This window comes from Cyclobacterium sp. L-R (genome assembly GCF_056859355.1).
Window position 1 is genome coordinate 110,149 of sequence record NZ_JBSXOH010000065.1, and the last position, 19,490, is coordinate 129,638.

Below are 19,490 nucleotides of genomic sequence, written 5' to 3' on the forward strand. Positions count from 1 at the left end.
ACAAAGATATTTAAAAGTAAGGCAGTAAAAAAACTGTTTAATACCTTTTTTTCTTCATAAAATTCAAACAACATTATTGATAGATTTAAATACATTAATCCATATACGAACTGCTTTTTTCGGCAAAGTTTGAATGATTTTAGCCGGTGTAAATTTGTTACACAGTTAGCCGGTAACTGATAACACTTCCTAATATCCGGTCTTATTAAGTAAAATTCTTAGTTTAAATGGCTTACCGCAAAGGGTTTGCCTCACTTGACTAGATAAAGGTTGTAAAATGAATTGTAATTGGGTTTGATGTACAAAAGCAATAGTTCATTCCTATTGTGTTGTTGCTTTTATAAAAAAAGGGGAAATGAATAGGTTTGAATTGAACCCGAAATATGCAATAGACATTCTATTACATAATCCGGGTTAATATATTCGTCATTTCGAGACTTTGCAAGGTCCTTCTGCGCGATAGAAGGCGAAGGAATCTCAACAGTGGCGAGACTGCCACACACTCCACCTCCCCAAAAAAGGGCTCCCAATGACCTAAGAAGTACATCCCGGCACACTTCGACAAGCTCAGTGGCCGAAAAATGGTAACCGACGGCTATTGTTTTACTTCATTCCAAGACTACTTTGTGGGGGCCTTGTACCTTGGAAGGAGATGGATAGTATATCTATACCAAGTCTTTCATCATTTCGATTGTTACTTATTTGCTACAGGCCTGCCCTGAAGCGTAGCAATTCAGTGGCCCTAAAAAGTAACGAACCTGCCCTGAGACTTCAGGGAAAAGGCCGCCGCTGTGTATCTCGAGAAGCTCAGTGGCCGGAAGGTTGTGTCCTTCACCATCTTTCCTAACAAGGAATCCTATTTATTAAAGGAATAGAAGTACTCCCTAAGCACTCCGGTGCCATAACCTATCAATTGCCCGTAGGAGGTGAGGACCGCCAAAAAACCAACTTGCAAATTAGTACATGCACTAAAAAATAGAGCCACCGTCCAAAGTAAATAGCAGGCTGCTATCATATAGCCAATTATAGGGTAAATAAATAAGGAAAGGGGAAGCAATAGCAATCCTATAAAAAATGCCACTGGAAGCAAATGAACCAGTTTGAGGGCATCTTTATGAAACCTTGTGATAAAGACACGATTCCTGCCAAATTGGTGGCTCTGACGGATAAAGGAGGCAAAATCATTTTTACGGTGATGGTAAACAAATGCATCCGCCACCAACTCCAACTTAAACCCTGCTTTCTTGATGCGAATGCTGAGTTCAATGTCTTCAGCCATATTGGGATGAATAAAACCTCCAAGCTTTTCGTAAACTTCTCTGGAAAAGCCCATATTGTAGCCACGAGCCTGGTACTTGGCAGGATCCTTCATTTTCCCACGTATACCCCCTGTGGTTAAGAAAGCGGTCATGCTAAAATTCATGGCCTTCTGCCAGGAAGAGAATCCATCCCCAGCATCATCCGGTCCTCCATGGGCATCAAGGCCTCTTTTTGTGATAACGCTATTTAGTATTTTAAAATAACCTGAAGGAATCACACAATCTGAGTCAAAAAAAACGAAATAGTCTCCTTTGGCCAGTTCCATGCCCTTGTTGCGAGCAAATCCCTGCCCGGTATTCTCCTGAAGGTGATAACAGATATTCAGCTTCTCTTGGAATTCTCCTAAAATAGTATCAGCAGTAAAGTCAGATCCATCCTCCACTATCACAACTTCAAAATCAGTAAAAGTCTGACTGCTTAGACTCCGGAGTAAATTTCGGAGTTCCTCAGGACGATTGTACACAGGAATGATCACCGAAAAATACATTGCTATTTTCTATTAATTTCGTCGGCAATATTATAATCACTTTTATGGGTGTTATTGGAAGTCATCATTTCAGCCATAAAGCCTGTGAGAAATAACTGCACCCCTACAATCAACGCGACAAGGGCTAAAAAAAACAAGGGCTGATCTGTGATTTCTCTAACGGGCACACCATTCCTAAGACCAGCGATTTTTTCATAAATCAACCAAACCGTAATCAAAAAACCTGTCATAAATGAAAGCGTGCCCATACTGCCAAAAAAATGCATGGGATTCTTCTTGTATCTGTTAACGAAAGAAACGGAAATCAAATCCAGGAACCCATTGACAAAACGTTCTATTCCAAATTTGGTGGTACCATATTTTCTGGCCCTATGCGCCACTTCCTTCTCTCCTATCTTCCCAAAACCATTCCATTTAGCAATAAGGGGAATATAACGGTGCATTTCCCCGTAAATGTCTATGCTTTTGACAACTTTCTTTGAATAGGCCTTTAATCCACAATTAAAATCATGTAGCTTAATTCCCGAAATAAATCTGGTCACTCCATTAAACAAGCGGGAAGGAATGGTTTTAGATATTGGGTCATGGCGTTTACGCTTCCAGCCACTGACAAGGTCAAAACCATCTTCTGTGATCATACGGTAAAGCTCAGGCACCTCTTCAGGGCTGTCCTGCAAATCAGCGTCCATCGTGATCACAACCTCACCTATGGCCTTGGAAAAACCTACATTTAAAGCTGCAGATTTACCGTAATTGCGAACAAACCTTATGGCTTTGACATTTACGTCAAGGACTGACAAGTCTTTAATCACTTGCCAGGAGTTGTCTTTGGAGCCGTCATCTACATATATGATTTCATAACTGAGCCCTTTGGTTTCCATTACCCTTTTAATCCAATCTTGAAGTTCAGGTAGCGATTCTTCTTCGTCGTATACAGGTATAACAATAGAAATTTGGGGCATAATTCAATTAAAAATCTGTTGATTTGTCTCTTTTTTTAATAATCGCACCTAAGATTAAGGAAAAAATGGCATATATAAACAATGAAACCCCGAAACCTTTGATTTGTCCCGCAAAGGTAAAAGCATCTTCCATCTCTGTACGCATTTCGTTGATTTGGTCACTTGATATATTGTCTCCAGCGCCAAAATTATCCAGCATGGCCAACATGTTTTCAAGCTGAACTTTCACCAACAATTCGGATAGTCCAGGATCAATCAACTGGTACAATATTATATTCCCTAAGGTGCTTATTAAACCTGATACAACTAAAGTAACGAAGGCAAACTGGAATGCAGGTCCATATGGCATAAAACCACCTATTTCTTTGCGGTACTGAATACCGAAATAAATAACTAGTCCGAAGAATAAAACGAATACGGCGAAACCGTACCAAGCGGCAACTAATAAACTATAATCAATAAAATAAATTAAAAACGAGATGACAAGCATAACCAAGCCGATGATTACTCCGGATTTCAATGCTGCCATTGCGGGAGATGTGGATTGTTGTTCCATAATAAAGACGATTAAAATTCAACGTTTCTCTTTAAAATTATGGAAATTATGATGGTAAAGAACAATCCTGGGAATATTTTTCTTAAAAAATCATTTAAAGCAACATCAAAAATGCTCATTTTAGAAATATTCGCATAGGTTTCTTCATAGGCTTCCACATTTAATTTCTCTTGAAGTATCGCTTTATTTTCGCTCATCAACTCCAAATTGATTTGTCTAAATGTGGTAAATAATTCTTGATCAATCTGTATACTACCTAAAATATACAAAGCTGAAAGCGTGGCTATGATGGTATAGGTAAAAAAACCAACCGTCATTCCCTGGCCAAAATATAAATTACCCCCGTTAAAATTGTCTCGAAAATTTTTCACTCCAAAAAACACAAAAACCGGAGTTACAAGGTACCCAATAATCAGGTTCATGCTGATGGGTTCTATTCCTAAAAAATAAATGGTCAAGTAGCCCAAAAAACATAATCCCCCGCCATATAGCCCAAACGGTAATGCAGCTTTTAAGTACCTATTCATTTAACCCTTCAATTTTACCCTGATTTATCAGGTATTTTACTTTTCCTTTCTGTGATTGATTGAAATAGGGGTTGTTAGCCGCTAGTGAAGCATTGCTTTTCTCATCAAACATCCACTCTTCATTTGGATCAAAAACAGTAAGGCTATCCCATTCATTGGCTTGATTACCTAAAATGGCCTGAGGACCATTGGTTAACTTATCAATCAACAAAGGATAAGTTAATTTATCTGATAGCTTCACTAATGCAGGAATAAAAGTCGGTAACCCAGCCATCCCAAAAGGTGCGTGGTCAAATTCCATATTTTTTGCATCTAGTTCATGTGGGATATGGTTGGAGACCAAGGCGTCTATAGTCCCATCCTTCAATGCATCGATCAATGCTTCTTGTTGCGTCTTCCCACGGAAAGGTGGTACAACTTTAAGCCTAGTGTCAAAATCCAATAAATCATCATCTGTGAAAAGCAATTGATAGATAGAAACATCAGCAGTTACAGCCAAACCTTCCTGCTTTGCTTTTCGAATATGGTCCAAGGCACCACTTGTACTGACCGTTTGAAAATGCAGCCTTCCTCCAGTATAACGTAGTATTTCAAGATTTTTTTGAACGGCTACTTCTTCGGCAAGATCAGGAATACCTTTCAGACCTAACATCGTAGAAGAAACACCTTCATGCATCTGCCCAAAAAGCGCTAACATGGGGTCCTGACTCTGATCAAATAATACACCATTAAACTTCTGAAGGTATTGTAAAGCCTTCATCATGCGGTCAGAATGAGACAGGGATACCATACCTTCCCCAAAGAGATTTACTCCATATTGGTTTAAATCCAACATTTCTGTAAGTTCTTTGCCTTCAAAATCTTTAGTGACTGCTGCCTGAATATGAAAAGTAGGGAACAATAAATCACTATGGTTTTTCAAATAGGCGACCTCACTTTTGGATTGGATGGGAGGTGTACTATTGGGGAGCAATACAGCAGCTGTCATGCCTCCCTGCATAAGTGCATTGGCAAGGCTTTCAAGGGTTTCGCGGTATTCCTGACCTGGTTCGCCAGAAAAACACCTGAGATCTGTCCAACCTTTAGAACCCAATAAGCCTTTGCAGTCTACCAGTTTTTCATCCTTACCAGGACTTTGTGTTGTTGCTGCTGTTATGGTTTTCCCATCAAATACATAATCAGCGGCAGGAAGAATTTCTTTTTCTGTGATGATTTTCAGTGACTGGAAGCGTACGGTCATGAGCTGTTTTTATTTTTGCAAAACTGCAATTTTATTCCCTAAAATGGAAATAAAATGGAGGAAAGCCTTCGGCAATTGTTATTTTACTCTGACTATTGCGGAGAGATTGCCACGGCCTTTCCCCGTAGCAAAAGCCAAGGGAAAGGGTTCGCATTGACGGTAAATGATCGTCATTGTGAGGTTTAGGGCCGGTATTGGCTGTTACTTACGACTCTTCACTCTACTACGACGTTCGACCCCTTCGACAGGCTCAGGGGCCGTGTAGCCTTTCCCTAGCACTACGGCCTACAAAAAGGGTTCGCATTGACGGTAAATGATCGTCATTGCAAACCCTTTTTGTAGGTCACCAAATAATTCTCGCAATCAAAAAGAGAAATTGAATTAATTACAATCCTGCTAAGTTTTCTTTGGCTAGTTCGAAGTCAGGATTGATCGCCAAAGCTGCTTCAAAGGCAGTTTTAGCCTCAGCCATACTTCCCTGATCTTTATAAATCAGACCTTTAAGATTTTCAGCGGCAGCAACCATACTTACTTCCTGCATTTCATTGTTTTCTCCTTTCGGAAAATTTAATTTTTGTTCTGCTGCCTTGCTGTCCTTAATCAACATATTAATTGAGTTAAGGCCTTCCTCATATTTCTTAAGCGTATATTGTAAATAGCCAGCTTTGTACAAACTGAACAAATCTCCGGACAGTAAATGAAGGGATTCAAAATGTGGCAAAGCACGTTCTAAAGCACCCAACTGTTCGAGAGAAAACGCGGCTACTTCTAGGCCTGTTAAACTTTTGTCATTTCTTTCCAATAAATCCAAGGCAACAAGCGCCGCTGATCCATATTGCTCCATTTCAAAATACATTGAGGCAAGGGTTTCGGCATAGACAAGGTTGCCAGGATTTCTTTCCATCAACTCATACAGCTTCAATTTTGCAACAGAAGCATCATTGTACCTCATTGCCAGTGAGTATATCCTGTTGTCCGTTTCATTTTTAGCTTTATTACTTGTGATGGGTTCCTGAGTAGCAGGAGTAGTATTGGTGTTTTCCTGGGCGAAGGAAATATTTTGTGCGCTTAAGCACAGTAACAAAATCAATACAGCAAATTTCATTTTCATCATTTATCTTGAGTTGTTTTCACTATTCCTTTTTTTGCAGCTAACTTGTACATTAACTCCAAGGCTTCATTTTTATTGTTTTGAATATGTCCTTCTAGGATAGCTTCTTTGATTTCTTCTTTCAAATCTCCTACTACCCTTGATGGTTTCAAACCAAATATAACCATGATTTCGTCACCAGATACAGGAGGTTGGAAATTTCTTACCTGATCTTTTGATTCTACCTCCTGAAGTTTGAGATCTACCTTGTCAAAATTAGCCAAGAATCTTTTTACTTTGTTGTTGTTTTTTGAGGTAACATCGGCTCTACATAGCTGCATCAGGTCATCCACATCGTCTCCAGCTTCGAAAAGCAAGCGCCTTATGGCTGCATCCGTTACCTTGTCGTTGACCAATGCTATAGGCCTCAAATGCAATCTTACTAATTTTTGCACATATTTCATCCTTTCATCCATTGGAAGCTTCAATCTTCTAAAGATTCCCGGAACCATTCTGGCCCCTTTGTCCTCGTGTCCATGGAAAGTCCAGCCTACTTTCTGATTAAAACGCTTAGTAAGGGGCTTGGCAATGTCATGCATGATAGCTGCCCAACGTAACCAAAGACTATCTGACCTCGTGGCCACATTGTCCAGCACTTGTAAGGTATGGTAAAAATTATCCTTATGAGACTTGTCCCCTACAGAATCGACTCCTTGAAGTGCAACCATCTCCGGAAAAAATTCCTTCAATAAGCCACTGACAAAAAGTAACTTAAACCCATAGGAAGGTTTGTCAGTCATTATGATTTTATTGAGTTCAACGATGGTTCTTTCCCCAGAAATAATAGACATCCTGTGGGCATTATTAATGATACCATCAAAGGTACTCGCTTCAATATCAAATTTCAATTGGGAAGCAAATCGAACAGCCCGCATCATTCGCAAAGGATCATCTGAGAAAGTTATATTGGGATCGGTAGGGGTTCGTATGATTTTTCTTTTGAGGTCTTTTACACCGTCAAAGGGATCCAAAAGTTCTCCAAAATTTTTAGCATTTAAACCTATTCCCAGAGTATTGATGGTGAAATCCCTGCGTTCCTGATCCTCTTGAAGTGTCCCTGCCTCCACCTTAGGTTTTCTCGAATGGTCCTGATAGGACTCTTTTCTCGCTCCTACAAATTCCAGTTCCCAATCCTCCATTGTGATCATGGCGGTACCAAAATTTTTAAAAACTGAAACAGGTGGTTTATTTTCTAAAGAACCAGCCACTGATTTAGCCAGCTTTATCCCATCACCAATGCATACAAAATCAATGTCCTTGCTTGGTCTTTTTAAAAGTATATCTCGAACATATCCACCTACTACATAGGTTTCCGTGCCCAAATTATCTGCTATTTTGCCAACCTTTTCAAAGATTTGAATATTTCCTAAAGAACTTGTCAGATTCATCCATTTATAATTTTCACACGACCATCTTCATGCAGTTGCATCACCTTGGATTCCCTATTAAAAGGAAAAGTCTGGAGCCCCTTGATCGTTGAAGGAAGTACCTCATTTTGCCACCTCAGAAATACAATTTCCTGAACTTGGTTGAGTACTTGCTTCCAAAAGGGTGAGCTTACCAGTGCAAATTTAATTAATCCGCCGGATTTACCCTTATTTATATTCCATGCCGGCTGAGGGCACTGGAAAATTGTCTTATCTGCAGCAAATTCTACAATATCCAAAGCTACGTCAGAGAAATTACCTACCAGTGACTTTAACTGATAGATTTCATGAACCAAAAACACGCCTTCCATTTCCGGTTTCCAATCAGTCACTTTGATCCATTCAAAGTTTGTCCCTTTCGTATCCTGAAAATTTAACTGACCTGATTTAGCAAATTCCTTACTTATTTCCTTATAGTCCACTTTTGTTTTTTATTTAACCCGAAAATAGGTAATAATTCTTTTCCGGGGTCAAAATAAGTCAATCTTTACCATTGCATTGCCTCTCCCTAATAATAATTCAACAAGGGAATTAAAACACTTCTTTGGCTACCTTATAAGTCGTGTCTGCCTTACTCATGGTGTAATAGTGCAATGTAGGCACACCATACTTAACCAATTCTTTGCTTTGGTGTATGGCCCATTCAATGCCCACTTCCTTTACCTCTGCGTTATTTTTACATTTCTCCAATTCGAGCATTAAATCATCCGGTAAATCTAGGAAAAAAGTTTTTGGTAAATTAACGATCTGAGACAAGGTAGTGATTGGTTTTAACCCTGGAATAATCGGCACATCAATCCCTGCCTCTCTTACCTTCTCTACAAAATCAAAATATTTTTGATTGTCAAAAAACATTTGGGTTACAATATAAGTAGCCCCAGCATCAATTTTCGCTCTTAACTTTTTCAAATCAAAATTCAAACTTGGCGCTTCAAAATGCTTTTCAGGATAGCCAGCCACACCTACACAAAAGTCAGTTTGGAAACCTATTTCAGTTTCGTCATGAAGGTATTTGCCTTCATTCATTCCTATGATTTGGCCCACAAGTTCGGAAGCAAATTTATGCCCGTCTTTATTTGGGATAAAATTCGCCTCTGATTTAGGAGCGTCTCCCCTCAATGCCAATACATTTTCTACCCCTATAAAATACAAGTCAATAAGTGCATTTTCAGTCTCTTCCTTAGAAAACCCACCACACAATAAATGTGGTACTGCATCTACCTTAAACTTATTCATAATGGCTGCACAAATACCTACTGTACCTGGCCTTTTCCTCGTACTTATTTTTTCAAGAAGCCCATTGGCATGTTTTTTATACATGTATTCTTCCCTATGGTAAGTCACATCTATAAAAGGTGGATTAAAGTCCATTAAAGGAGTAATTCCGTCCAATAAGTTGGTCAAACTCTGTCCTTTTAGGGGAGGAAGAATTTCAAAAGAAAAGTGTGTTTTATCTGTATTCTTTAAGTAATCGGTAACCTTCATGTTAGTCTATTGTTAAGCAACCAAGTTGTGCTTTAAGAAATATTTGGGCCTGTTTTATTTACCCAAAACTTATTTTAATTGTACTAAATGACCTGATTTTGAAACTTAATTTAACCAGTAATTCTTTTCAAAATCAACATCTTTGTGGGACTTGAAATCCTATTTAGCCTCCGAAGTGAGCTTAGGAGTGTAGGCAAGGTTAGGTGACAGCCATTTCTCAGCCTGAGCCATCGACACGCCTTTTCTACGAGCATAATCAGATACCTGGTCTTTGCCAATTTTTCCTAATCCAAAATATTTACTTTCTGGATGACCAAAGTAAAAACCACTTACAGAAGAGGTTGGCAGCATGGCAAAGCTGTCTGTTAGCTTCATCCCTGTATTTTTTTCTACATCAAGCAAGTCAAAAAGGGTACGCTTTTCTGAATGTTCCGGACAAGCAGGATAGCCGGGTGCTGGACGAATACCAGTGTAATTCTCCTTTATCAGCTCCTCATTTTCCAACGATTCTGTCGGAGAATAGCCCCAAAATTCTTTTCTAACCCTCAAATGCAAATACTCTGCTGTAGCTTCCGCCAAACGATCAGCCATTGCTTTTAACATGATGTCATTGTAATCATCACCCTGCTCCTGAAAATCCTTAAGTTTTTCCTCTATGTTTAAACCAGCGGTCACTGCAAATCCCCCCATATAATCTGTAGCCTCAGGATGAATATAGTCAACCAGAGACCTGTTAGGAACTCCTTTTCCTTTTCGACCTTGTTGCCTTAGAAAATGAAACGAATAGGGTTTTCCTTCCGTGAATTGTGGATCTATCACTAAATCATCACCCGACCTTTGCACTGGAAAGAGACCGAAAACTGCACTTGCTTTCAACCAACCTTCATTTACAATCCTATCCAACATTTTATTGGCGTCATTGTACAATTTGAGTGCTTCATCTCCTACTACAGGATCTTTTAGAATCTTCGGAAATCTTCCAGAAAGCATCCAGGTGCTGAAAAATGGCGTCCAATCTATATAATCTCTAATAACGGAAAGGTCCATATCTTCCAACACGGTCACCCCTAATTTCTTAGGCTTAAAAGGTGTGTAGTTAGGCCAATCGATGGCTACAGGATTTGACTTAGCTTCTTTATAAGTAGACATCTGCTTTACTTCCTGCTTGGCAGCATGTACTTCACGAAGCTTTTGATAAGTTGCCTTTATTTCTTTTTTATATTGATCTCTGGTTTCTTTACTAATGGCCTCACCTGCCACAGGAACAGATTTGGAAGCATCAGCAACATGAACCACTATACCACTGTATACAGGGTCTATTTTTACAGCTGTGTGAATTCTGGAAGTGGTGGCACCACCTATCAGTAGAGGAATATCCAAACCTCTCCTCTCCATTTCTGAAGCCACATTAACCATTTCATCAAGTGATGGAGTAATCAGACCACTTAAGCCTATTATATGTGCTTTACTGTCCAAGGCTTCCTGAATGATTCGATCCGTCTCTACCATCACCCCTAAATCAATAATCTTGTAGGAATTACAGGCCAATACTACCCCGACTATGTTTTTGCCAATGTCATGAACATCGCCTTTAACTGTAGCCAATAATATTCTCTTTATATTGTCTTCTTGCTCACCTGTAGTGGCATTTGTGCCCGGCAAGGGCATAAATGGCTCCAAATAGGCAACCGCTTTTTTCATTACTCTAGCACTTTTCACTACTTGAGGCAAGAACATTTTCCCTTCACCAAACAAGTCTCCAACTACATTCATGCCATCCATTAGAGGACCCTCTATGACTTTCAGGGCATCTTTTAAATCTAGCCTTGCCTCTTCCGTATCCTCTATGATATAATCCAACACCCCTTTTACCAAAGCATGTTGAATCCTTTTTTCAACAGGTGAACTTCTCCAGGCTTCATCTGCCTTGCCTTTCTTTCCTTGAGACTTAACCGAATCTGCGAAATCAAGCAAACGCTCTGTAGCATCTTCCCTTTTGTTCCACATTACATCCTCAACCCGATCCAGTAACTCTTTGGGAATATCATCATAAATCTCCAACATGGAGGGATTGACAATTCCCATATCCATACCATGCCTAATGGCATGATACAAAAACACTGCATGCATGGCCTCTCTTACGGGATTATTCCCTCTAAAGGAAAAAGACACGTTACTCACACCGCCACTTACTTTGGCACCTGGCAGATTTTCTTTAATCCATTTCGTCGCACGGAAAAAATCAACAGCATTGTTTTTATGCTCATCCATTCCTGTAGCAACAGGAAATATATTGGGATCAAAAATAATGTCCTGAGCCTTAAACCTAATTTTTTGCGTAAGCAGGTCATAAGATTTTTTACAGATATCTATTCGTCTTTGATAGGAATCTGCTTGCCCTTTTTCATCAAAAGCCATCACCACAACGGCAGCGCCAAACTTTTTGATGGTTTTGGCCTGTTCCAAAAATTCTTCTTCACCATTCTTCAAACTAATGGAATTAACAATTCCCTTACCTTGAATACATTTAAGCCCAGCCAAAATAATTCTCCACTTGGAACTATCGACCATCACTGGAATCCGGCTGATTTCTGGTTCTGAGGCTACCAGATTAAGGAATTTAACCATTGCAGCTTCTCCGTCTAGCATGGCTTCGTCCATACATACATCTAAAATCTGAGCGCCGCCTCTTACCTGGTCAAGCGCCACCTCAAGGGCCTCATCGTAATTGTCGTTAAGTACAAGCCTTGCAAATTTCTTCGAACCTGTAACATTGGTTCGCTCACCTATATTTACGAAATTTAGGTTCGCATTGAAAACCAATGGTTCTAGTCCTGATAGCTGTAAGCTAGGCATTTTTTTAGAATTGCTCATGAATTAATCTTCTTCGGTTAATACCTGCTGAACTCTTGGAGGGAAATTGCTGGCTGTGTTTGCTAAAGCCGAGATATGCTCGGGAGTAGTCCCACAACATCCACCAACTATATTCACCCAACCTTCTTTTAAAAACAAGCTCACTTCCTCAGTCATTTCATCTGGCCCCTGATCGTATTCTCCAAATTCATTGGGAAGACCTGCATTGGGGTAAACACTCACATTAAATGGTGATTTATCTGATAGTACTTTTAAATAGGGCCTAAGCTCAGCGGCACCTAATGCACAATTCAGACCAATACTTAATAAGGGTACATGGGAAATAGAGATCAAAAAGGCTTCGGTGGTTTGCCCGGAAAGTGTTCTTCCTGAAGCATCAGTGATGGTACCTGAAACCATAATAGGCACTCCACCTTCCTTAGGTTCTAAAGGAAGGTCTCGTTTTTCAAAAACTTCTTGAATTGCAAAAATTGCGGCTTTTGCATTTAAGGTATCAAACACCGTTTCAACAAGAAGAATATCCACTCCACCGTCTAACAAACCTTCCACCTGCTCGGAATAGGCGGCAACCAATTGGTCAAAATTAATGGCTCTAAAACCAGGATCATTGACATCTGGTGATAAGGAAGCTGTCCTATTAGTCGGTCCAATTGCACCTGCTACAAACCTTGGTTTTTCAGGCTCTCGGGCAGAAAATTCGTCTGCCACTTCCTTTGCAATCTTTGCAGACTCGAAATTAAGTTTATAGGCAATTTCAGCTAACCCATAATCTTCCTGAGCTATTGAAGTACTACTGAATGTGTTGGTTTCAATGATATCTGCTCCAGCTTCAAAATAGGCCTTGTGGATATCTTTGATGATCTCCGGGCGGGTCAAAGAAAGCAAATCATTGTTCCCCTTTAAAGATTTTTTTACAGCCGCAAGTTCTTGATTTCTAAAATCCTCTTCCTGAAGACCATATCTTTGGATCATGGTACCCATAGCACCATCCAATATCAAAATTCGCTTTTGTAATTGCTGAAGTAATAAGTTGGTTCTTCTTGCCATGTGAATCGTATATTAATTAAAAAGCTTATACGAGCATGAACCGATGTAAAACTAGAGGATATTTTCTAACTTTTGCGGCTCATCTTTATCCGGCATTTCCGGAATGGGAATTAGCACCTTGTCAACTCAGGTTGCTAAGACATCATAGGGCCCTACCCTCCGTCTTTCTCGATAAGCAATTCAAAAGTAACATGAATTCAGGAAAAAAATTCTCTTTTTGCGAAAAACTTTAATTCCTCCTGCTATAAGCGGGTTCAATAAATGCTGTTACTCAGCAATACAAAACATTAGGAACAAAATAAACACAGTTAGAACAAAATATTATTTTTAAAAAACATACAAAAACCAAACAATAAACGTTTCCAACAAAACATTGGTCTTTTACTCCAAATATTATCAAATCTCCACAAGGTGCATCTTTATAGCTCAATTAATCAAGTTGATACAATTATGGTCTTAAACCAACCCCAAGTTGAAGATAAGGGCCTGCCATATAACTCGACATATTAAGCTCGCCAAGTTTATAAGTGCTTAATGGTAACTCATATCCAGCATGTGCAGAGGTAACAATCCTAAACATTTTATTAAACACAGGAAACGCATAAGCTACCATTACTTCAGATTTGCCCATTATTCCTCTGCTCTTCAAATAGCCATCATAATCCGGTTCTTCAAACAAAATAGGAAAATCAGGCTTTTTGACATTGGTTAAAGTATAACGGATATTTCCATACCCTAAACCGGCAAGTACCCCTAATTCTAGATTTCTCATTTTATATAGCTGGTAACCATAGTTGCCATAAAGCCTAACACTATTTAATGTCTGCTCCCTATTTTCATCAGCTATACCTGAATTTGCTATATTAAAAATATCAACTGAATAGATCCACCTTCGGTTTTCTCCGATTATTTTCATTCCCAAATTATTGGGTCTATCCTTAAAAGGAGCCAATCCGTTGTTTACCAAATAATCATTTAGGCCATCTGGGTTGGTGAAATTATACCCATAAAAAAAGTGCACTCCAATACCAGCATCGGGGAAGAACAGATTCTGATCCGGCATAGAAATACCCGCTCCTAATCTAAAAAAAGCACCACTTTGCAAGTTGTCAAAGGTAATGTCATTCATTTCCCAAGCCCCTTCAAATGGACTGAAGGAATAACCAAATTTACCAAGTAAACCAACCGTTTCTTCCAAGCCTGGCACACTAAAATCGTAGCCAAATTGAAAGCCAATTTCGGTCAAAAACCCACCAAAATTTTGCGTTCCTTTATGAATATTGCGTTCTCTTAAAATAAAGCCTTGCGCTGGTTGCTGTAAGAAGGCTCCAAGGTCATCGACCTTTCTCTGGTCCTTAAGCATTTCAAAATTGACATACCCTGCACCCAAAGACATATAATGAATAAGGTGAAACTTACCTTCCTCTGTGAGCGAATAGCCCACATTCATATAAAAACGAGTGCTCTTATTGTCTATAATATAATCCCTATAGTAGGAGTTGGCGCCTGTATTTTGGTACAGCTCGAAACCTAAAATAAAATCAGAAAGGCGGTATTGATAACCAATCCCCAAAGTAGAGTATCCTCCTCGAAGATTTGATATTCCTTTATCTGAAAGCATTTCATTGAACTCTCTGATATTTGCTCCAGACGAACCGGCCAGAACATAAATCGTAGATCGCTCAGAGACATTGCCCTGTGCATTCAAATTAAAGGCCAATCCCAGCCAAAGCGGTATATATAAAATCCATCTCATAGGGCTATTTAAAGATGCAAAGATATCATTTTAGCTGAGGAATTCAGCAACCGTTTATGCATAAAAATCAACACTAAATCAGAGATAATTGATTATTTTGCTATAAAGGTTCTCTGGGGTAAATGGTTTTGATATATAATCGTCCATTCCTGAGGCTTCAAGTTGCTCTTTTACTTCTAGCAAAGAAGAAGCGGTAAGGGCTATAATAGGCACATTCCTTTTTGAAAGCAAGTCGAGTTTACGGATGATTTTAGCTACCTCAAAACCATCCATTTCTGGCATCTGAAGATCCAAAAGCACCAAGTCAAAATCATTTTTGATAAAATGATCCAGGGCAATTTTACCGTTTTCAGCAAATTTGATCTCCCCAACTCCCCATTTGGATAAGTATTTCCTTAACAACACCTGATTAACCAGGTTATCCTCAGCTACCAAAATTTTCTTGTCACCAAGTTGCCCATCCATTACTAGGGCTTCGGAAACAGTTTTTAGTTTTTTCTCATCCTGAACTTGGAAATTGATGTCAAACCAAAAGGTAGATCCTTCTCCTATTTTGGACTCCAAGTGTATCTCCGTACCGAATAACTTGGTAAGTTTTTTAACAATAGCCAAACCTAAACCTGTTCCTCCATACTTTCTGGTAGTATCTGTACTGGCCTGAGTAAAGGCATCAAATATAGACTTAACCTTGCTAGAGGCAACCCCTATACCTGTATCCTTTACCGTAAACCGGACATTTACCCTGTCATCTTCCTGACTGATAAGCTCTAGGGCTATTTTTATAAAGCCTTTATCAGTGAATTTTATTGCATTACTGATAAGGTTATTAAGAATTTGAGCAATTCGAACAGGATCTCCAATTAGTAGCTTTGGTAACGAAAAATCCGGTTCATAAATTATTTCTAGGGATTTATCCCTTATTTGATAACTGTAGGAATGAATTATTCTATTGATGAGGTTTCTCGGTTCAAATGGAACTTTTTCCAGGATCAGTTTCCCTGAATCTATCTTATTAAAGTCAAGAATATCATTGATCAGCCCTAGTAAATTCTCTGCAGAAAACTGCAATGTACGCAGATTTTCAAGTTGATCTTCCCTTGGTTTGTCTTCTATCAAAAGATGAGAAAGTCCAATTACTGCATTCATTGGAGTTCTGATTTCATGACTCATGACTGACAAGAATTGGCTTTTTGCATTTAGCGCAGCTTCAGCCTTTTCTTTGGCTTCAAATAATTCCTTTTGAGTTTCTTTTAATTTGGTAATATCTCTTGCTATTCCGGTATAGTACCTTACCTGATTGTTTTCATCCCGAATTACTTTTCCACTAGAACTAAACACCCTATAGTGTCCACGCTTATGTCTTAACCTGAACTCAAATTCAGGATGGTCTTCAAAGTATTTTATTGGACGAGAGTTACCGTCCTGCAAAACCTGAGCATCTTCAGGATGCAGATAATCTGTAAAATCACCACTGGTAAATTCATAGGTTTCGTAGCCAAGAAATTGTTTGATATTTGGAGAAACATAACTAAGCTCAAGTTGGGCGGTAATAGAGAATATAATCTCAGTCGACTCTTCTACCAGACTTCTATACTTAATTTCGCTTTTCTTCAATTCCTTCTTAGCCAAGTACTCCTCTGAAATATCTCTTACAATCCCCAGAACATACTCTAATTTTCCCTCCTTAAAAATGGGTTTGGCCGTCAATTCATAGACGCGCTCAAGATAGGTTATAAGGTCACTAAGCGTTTTTTTCTTTTCTACCGCCTCTCTCACTAAGGGTTCTACGACTTTACGTGTGACGGTGTGCACTTCCTGAATGGTCCTACCTATAAAATAAGATTTATCAAAACCCCAATTGGTGAAGTTTGAACCCTCAGCAACTAAATACCTATAGTTTTTATCAATTAGAAAAACATTGGTGAAGGGAATATTAGACGCAAGCACTCGGTACCTGTCTTGGATCTTTTCAATTTCAAGCCGGTCCTTTTTCCTTTCTGTAACATCATGAAGTAAACCTTCATACAAAATCACATTCCCCTCTGTGTCAAACACAGGCCGGATTTTATCCTCGACCCATCTGTAACCGCCATCAGCAGACAGCAACCTATACTCTCTATTGTATTGGGTTTTTTCGGGATTGATGAGTTCCTTTTCGAAAATAAGACGATCATCTGGATGGACAAAATCTTTCAGACTAACAGAATCCCTTACAAGATCCTCTGAAACATAACCAAATTGATTAATGTTTTCGGTGATATAGGAAATCTTAAATCCCTCATTAGGTTCTACTTCAAACAATATTGCCGGGCTGTTTTCAATAATCAGCTTGGCCTTTTTTGCCATTTCTTCACGTAGAAGTAAGGTAGTTAGATTCCTCACCAAAAAAGAGTAACCTATTTTCTCAACCTCAACATTTTGTATGGGCTTAACGGAAACCTCAAAAGGTTGAACATTTCCGGTATTGTCCAATATCTGAACTTCCTCCACCCACATGCCATTGGCTGAAGCTTTTTCTATTAAACCCTTGAATGATTTGGAAGGGGCATTGATGATTTTGAAGAAATCAGTAATTTTCCCACCATGGCCGTTTTGAAAAGGCTCTCCCTCAAATATGGCCACCTCATTCATATAAATTACGTTCAGATTAAGATCTGTAACATAAATAGGTTCATTGACTTGGGCTAAAATTTGGGATTCAAAAAGAAGTCTACGCTCTACCGTTTTTTTCTCAGTGATATCATTACAATAACCAAAAACTTCAAGGTTGCTTTTACTGGTAAGTTGATTTACCTGAATTAGGTAAGAAATATGCTTTTCTTTTCCATTAGAATTGGTAAAAATAAACTCACCTGAAACAGATTTCCTGTTCTGGAGAGCCTCCTGTACTTTAGATTTAACCAGCTCTCTGTCTTTGGCAGGGATCAATTCTAAAAAATCACTAATCTCAATCACATCAATGGACAAATCCAAATCGAAAATTCGATTTATCCCTTTAGACAAAAAGATCTTCCTACCTGAATTTTGCAGTCTCCATGAGCCTGATTTGGCCAATACTTCAGTTGAACTAAGTAATTTCTCATTTCTAAACAACTTAGACTTCGTAGAACGGTTGATAAGTGCCGCTCCAAATACATCTGCCAATTGTCTAATCCCAAACCTATTTCTATGGTTGGAATTCCAATGTGGTTGCGGCTTGGAACTACTAAGTGTAAATAATCCCAAAAGATTGTTTTCAGCAAAAATGGGGACAATGATATAAGCTACAAAGCCTAGCTTGTCAGCAATTATAGCCTCAAAAGAGTTTTTATTTTTTAAATTTCTTAAATCGTCAACAGCAATAAAACCAGAAGTTCCTACATTCTCCAAAAATTCTTCCTGTCCCTCTAAGGAAATGGTTCTATTTATCTTTAGCAAACCTGCTTCGGGATTTACCTTGTACTCAAAAAAACATTCAAGTTGTTGTAATTCATGATTTACATAAAAGAAATTGCCATTCTCCGCTTTTTGCGATTTGACAACCATGGACAAAGCCTTCATAAAAACCTTATCCCATTCTTTTTCAGTAGCATTTAAAAAAGCCGTGGACACTTCATTGATCTGTTGATCAAATTCCATTTTACCTTTTAAAATGGCCGCAGCATCTTCTTGACCTAAGCTAGCAGACCGTTCTTTGTCCCAAAAGATTTCATCGTAATCTTTTGAAACAAAGGGCAGATACTTTCCATTTACTATACAAATCTTCCCTTTTCCATGCACAAGCTTACCTTCAAGGGAGATTTGAAAATCAGGATTTTGTGCATGTATATAGTTACAATGCATTTGAGTTTGGTCCTCGTCATTAAAAAATGATCTCACTTCATTGACCAAACCATTAAATCCTGACAAACAGGTATCCCATGAATCTCCATCCAGCAATTGGTCTGGCCAATTTTCGGAAGAAAATATTACTTGGTTGTAATCGAATACCAAAAATAGATCAAGGCTTTTCTCATCACCTTGAAAGAGATTTTTATCAAACTCTTCTTTCATGATTAAAATCAGGAATCATCCTGTCACAATACAAAATTAAAAACTGAGAACCAGTCGATTTGGCTCAATAGGATTAATTGTATAAGTTACTAACAATAATTAATTCTCTAACAATTTTGAATAAAAAAAACTTAAATTCAATTAAATCTTGAAACTGTACCAAGCGAAAATACACATCACCAAAGGCGAAACCATCTGAAAATCAGGTATGTTATATCGCTACGGCGATATCAACAAAAAATATAGTTTAAATAGCTTCTAAAATAGGCTGTGTCTTAGAATTACGATTACAGAATCCCTCTTTTATTTCACATAAATATTTGTAACCATAAGAAAATCAATACTTCAAAAGCCAAGATAATACAAAAGTGAAGGGCTATGAAATTTGAACCCGGATTATGTAATAGGATTCGTGATGAGTGTTGCAATCGCAAGAAAATCAGGCTGTTTGGAGATTTTAGCATAGCAGCGCTATGGTGAAATTGAAAACAGCAACGAAGTGGCTGAATTTGAAGCGATTTCAGCACGAAATAGATTGTCTATTGCGTATTTCGCGTTTAATTATTAAAATGCTCCCAGTTTGATTGTTGTAAGGCGAGCAAATCTTCGGGTGTGTCTATGTCTATT

Annotated in this window: 13 protein-coding genes and 1 riboswitch; all 13 genes read right to left on the reverse strand. The window is 38.6% G+C overall.

Annotation, left to right across the window (positions count from 1 at the left end; genetic code table 11):
• Positions 1-856: 856 nt before the first annotated feature.
• Entirely contained in the window at positions 857-1,807 is a 951-nt protein-coding gene (locus tag AC13EX_RS09695; protein WP_482892519.1) for a glycosyltransferase family 2 protein, read from the reverse strand.
• A 2-nt stretch (positions 1,808-1,809) separates the two neighbouring features.
• Positions 1,810-2,769, reverse strand: coding sequence for a glycosyltransferase family 2 protein (locus AC13EX_RS09700; RefSeq protein ID WP_339709592.1), 960 nt, complete (start codon positions 2,767-2,769; stop codon positions 1,810-1,812).
• A gap of 7 nt (positions 2,770-2,776) precedes the next feature.
• Positions 2,777-3,325, reverse strand: coding sequence for a DUF4199 domain-containing protein (locus AC13EX_RS09705; RefSeq protein ID WP_482892520.1), 549 nt, complete (start codon positions 3,323-3,325; stop codon positions 2,777-2,779).
• 11 nt (positions 3,326-3,336) lie between these two features.
• Positions 3,337-3,852, reverse strand: a complete 516-nt coding sequence (locus AC13EX_RS09710; RefSeq protein WP_048642635.1) for a DUF4199 domain-containing protein — start codon at positions 3,850-3,852, stop codon at positions 3,337-3,339.
• Positions 3,845-5,092: a dihydroorotase gene (locus tag AC13EX_RS09715; protein ID WP_482892521.1), complete on the reverse strand. Its 1,248-nt coding sequence runs from the start codon at positions 5,090-5,092 to the stop codon at positions 3,845-3,847. Before AC13EX_RS09715 ends, AC13EX_RS09710 begins: the two co-directional genes overlap by 8 nt.
• Before the next feature lie 385 nt (positions 5,093-5,477).
• Positions 5,478-6,206: a tetratricopeptide repeat protein gene (locus AC13EX_RS09720; protein ID WP_482892522.1), complete on the reverse strand. Its 729-nt coding sequence runs from the start codon at positions 6,204-6,206 to the stop codon at positions 5,478-5,480.
• Positions 6,203-7,630 carry a CCA tRNA nucleotidyltransferase gene (locus tag AC13EX_RS09725; protein ID WP_482892523.1) on the reverse strand — a complete coding sequence of 476 codons (1,428 nt, stop codon included), beginning with the start codon at positions 7,628-7,630 and terminating at the stop codon, positions 6,203-6,205. The genes AC13EX_RS09720 and AC13EX_RS09725 overlap by 4 nt, the downstream gene beginning before the upstream one ends.
• Positions 7,627-8,091 carry a hypothetical protein gene (locus AC13EX_RS09730; RefSeq protein ID WP_482892524.1) on the reverse strand — a complete coding sequence of 155 codons (465 nt, stop codon included), beginning with the start codon at positions 8,089-8,091 and terminating at the stop codon, positions 7,627-7,629. Before AC13EX_RS09730 ends, AC13EX_RS09725 begins: the two co-directional genes overlap by 4 nt.
• A 109-nt stretch (positions 8,092-8,200) precedes the next feature.
• On the reverse strand, positions 8,201-9,154 hold the full coding sequence (gene metF, locus AC13EX_RS09735; RefSeq protein ID WP_048642630.1) for a methylenetetrahydrofolate reductase [NAD(P)H]: 954 nt from the start codon (positions 9,152-9,154) through the stop codon (positions 8,201-8,203).
• Positions 9,155-9,313: 159 nt separating this feature from the next.
• On the reverse strand, positions 9,314-12,028 hold the full coding sequence (metH, locus tag AC13EX_RS09740) for a methionine synthase (protein WP_482892525.1): 2,715 nt from the start codon (positions 12,026-12,028) through the stop codon (positions 9,314-9,316).
• A gap of 3 nt (positions 12,029-12,031) precedes the next feature.
• Positions 12,032-13,075: a homocysteine S-methyltransferase family protein gene (locus AC13EX_RS09745; RefSeq protein ID WP_339709566.1), complete on the reverse strand. Its 1,044-nt coding sequence runs from the start codon at positions 13,073-13,075 to the stop codon at positions 12,032-12,034.
• 76 nt (positions 13,076-13,151) lie between these two features.
• A riboswitch (SAM riboswitch) is annotated at positions 13,152-13,253 on the reverse strand.
• 270 nt (positions 13,254-13,523) lie between these two features.
• Positions 13,524-14,831: a hypothetical protein gene (locus AC13EX_RS09750; RefSeq protein ID WP_482892526.1), complete on the reverse strand. Its 1,308-nt coding sequence runs from the start codon at positions 14,829-14,831 to the stop codon at positions 13,524-13,526.
• A 78-nt stretch (positions 14,832-14,909) separates the two neighbouring features.
• Positions 14,910-18,863: a PAS domain S-box protein gene (locus AC13EX_RS09755; protein WP_482892527.1), complete on the reverse strand. Its 3,954-nt coding sequence runs from the start codon at positions 18,861-18,863 to the stop codon at positions 14,910-14,912.
• Positions 18,864-19,490 lie beyond the last annotated feature (627 nt).

Bases quoted from the DNA above. Each gene is read 5' to 3' on its own strand.
- AC13EX_RS09695 (WP_482892519.1), bottom strand. From the start codon at position 1,807: ATGTATTTTTCGGTGATCATTCCTGTGTACAATCGTCCTGAGGAACTC.
- AC13EX_RS09700 (WP_339709592.1), bottom strand. From the start codon at position 2,769: ATGCCCCAAATTTCTATTGTTATACCTGTATACGACGAAGAAGAATCG.
- AC13EX_RS09705 (WP_482892520.1), bottom strand. From the start codon at position 3,325: ATGGAACAACAATCCACATCTCCCGCAATGGCAGCATTGAAATCCGGA.
- AC13EX_RS09710 (WP_048642635.1), bottom strand. From the start codon at position 3,852: ATGAATAGGTACTTAAAAGCTGCATTACCGTTTGGGCTATATGGCGGG.
- AC13EX_RS09715 (WP_482892521.1), bottom strand. From the start codon at position 5,092: ATGACCGTACGCTTCCAGTCACTGAAAATCATCACAGAAAAAGAAATT.
- AC13EX_RS09720 (WP_482892522.1), bottom strand. From the start codon at position 6,206: ATGATGAAAATGAAATTTGCTGTATTGATTTTGTTACTGTGCTTAAGC.
- AC13EX_RS09725 (WP_482892523.1), bottom strand. From the start codon at position 7,630: ATGAATCTGACAAGTTCTTTAGGAAATATTCAAATCTTTGAAAAGGTT.
- metF (WP_048642630.1), bottom strand. From the start codon at position 9,154: ATGAAGGTTACCGATTACTTAAAGAATACAGATAAAACACACTTTTCT.
- metH (WP_482892525.1), bottom strand. From the start codon at position 12,028: ATGAGCAATTCTAAAAAAATGCCTAGCTTACAGCTATCAGGACTAGAA.
- AC13EX_RS09745 (WP_339709566.1), bottom strand. From the start codon at position 13,075: ATGGCAAGAAGAACCAACTTATTACTTCAGCAATTACAAAAGCGAATT.
- AC13EX_RS09750 (WP_482892526.1), bottom strand. From the start codon at position 14,831: ATGAGATGGATTTTATATATACCGCTTTGGCTGGGATTGGCCTTTAAT.
- AC13EX_RS09755 (WP_482892527.1), bottom strand. From the start codon at position 18,863: ATGAAAGAAGAGTTTGATAAAAATCTCTTTCAAGGTGATGAGAAAAGC.